The sequence below is a fragment of the Curtobacterium sp. MCBA15_005 genome, assembly GCF_001864855.1.
Lineage (GTDB): Bacteria > Actinomycetota > Actinomycetes > Actinomycetales > Microbacteriaceae > Curtobacterium > Curtobacterium flaccumfaciens.
Map to the genome: position 1 here is coordinate 1 of NZ_MJGL01000018.1, position 923 is coordinate 923.

Genomic DNA, 923 nt, shown 5'->3' on the forward strand with positions numbered 1-923 from the left:
CGGATGCCGGCGTCCTCGATGATCGGCAGCAGTTCCTCCATCGACCGGTAGAACTGGTCCTCGGACTCCTCGGCACGCTCGGGGCGGCCGGAGAACTCCGTGTTGATGGTGTCCACGCCGAGGCGCTTCGTGATCTCGATGACCCGCTTCCACTTCCGCACCGCGGCCTGTCGGGCATCCTCGTCCGGGCCCGACCAGCGCAGCACGGGCAGCACGCTCGCCACCTGGACCCCGGCGTCACGGCAGGCCGCGGCGAACGCGTCGACCAGGTCGTCGTCGGCCTTCGGGTGCCGGTAGAAGGGGATGAAGTCCTTGTGCGGCGTGAGCTGCAGGTACTCGTAGCCGAGCTCCGCGACCTTGCGCGGGAACTCGAGCAGCGACAGGTCGTGGTGGAACGGGGTCGGGTCGAGCGCGATCTTCGGCATCGATCAGGCCCCGGCGAGCGCGGCCGGTGCGGTCGCGTCGATCGTCTCGTCGTAGAACGCCGGCTTCGTGACCGCGTACTCGACCACCTCGTGCGCGCCGGACTGCTGGGCCCGGACGGCGACCTCAGCGACGACGGAGGCGGTGTAGCCGTCCCAGGCACTCGGCCCGTCGATGCCGCCGGTCCGGGCCGCGTCGACCCAGCGCTGGACCTCTTCGTCGTAGGCGGCGGCGAACCGCTCCTTGAACGACGGCGTGACGCCCTGCGAGGTCGCCCCGGCTGCGGCGAGCGAGAGCGAGGTGTCGCGGCCGATGTAGGCGACGCCGGACTCGAACACGGCGTCGGTGGTCACCTGGTAGCCGAACTGGGCGTTGACGTTGATCTCGACGATCGCCATGGTGCCGGACTCGGTGGTGAACAGGACGAACTGCGGCTCGGGCAGGTCGGCCGGCGCGAGGGAGTTCTTGCGCGGCTTCTTCACCTCGACGCTCGTGATCGC

At 70.0% G+C, this 923-nt stretch carries 2 protein-coding genes; both read right to left on the reverse strand.

The window, feature by feature from the left end; all coding sequences use genetic code 11:
* Window positions 1–425: TIM barrel protein (locus BIU89_RS10220; protein ID WP_139178959.1), on the reverse strand; the 425-nt coding region annotated here is incomplete at its 3' end.
* A gap of 3 nt (window positions 426–428) precedes the next feature.
* On the reverse strand, window positions 429–923 hold a 495-nt coding region (locus BIU89_RS10225; RefSeq protein ID WP_368073333.1), incomplete at its 5' end, for a Gfo/Idh/MocA family oxidoreductase.